This is a genomic window from Saccharothrix sp. NRRL B-16348 (assembly GCF_001280085.1).
Taxonomy (GTDB): domain Bacteria; phylum Actinomycetota; class Actinomycetes; order Mycobacteriales; family Pseudonocardiaceae; genus Actinosynnema.
Genome location: NZ_LGED01000097.1, coordinates 1 through 457, shown reverse-complemented (window position 1 = coordinate 457; position 457 = coordinate 1). Strand labels below are relative to the sequence as shown.

Genomic DNA, 457 nt, shown 5'->3' with positions numbered 1-457 from the left:
CAACTCGTCGGGGTACTTCTTCGGTGGTGCCACGGACGACTCCCTTCAGGCCCTATCGGACCATGCCTGGAAAGCCACCGGGCTACCGGGGGAAGCTCACTACGTCCACACCTGGGAAGGGTGGCTCTACCTGGCCACTGTGATCGACATCGCCTCACGTCGGGTGGTCGGCTGGGCCACCGCCGACCACCTGCGCACCGACCTCGTCGCCCAGGCCCTCGACAACGCCGTGCGGCAACGACGACCCGAGCCCGGCGTGATCTTCCACGCCGACCGCGGCTGCCCATACACGTCCCACCGATTCGGCACCCTCGTCGAGGACCTGGGCGTGCGGCTATCGGTGGGACGCAAGGGCCAGTGCTGGGACTGTGAGACTGGTGGTTGCCACCAGGCGGCCTGACTCCTGTTTACGACTGACCCCGCGGTTCGGGTGTCCTTGCTGTTGATCTGTCGTCCG

Annotated in this window: 1 protein-coding gene; it reads left to right on the top strand. The window is 66.7% G+C overall.

Annotation, left to right across the window (positions count from 1 at the left end):
• On the top strand, window positions 1-400 hold a 400-nt coding region (locus tag ADK67_RS11040), incomplete at its 5' end, for a DDE-type integrase/transposase/recombinase (protein ID WP_157620119.1).
• Window positions 401-457 lie beyond the last annotated feature (57 nt).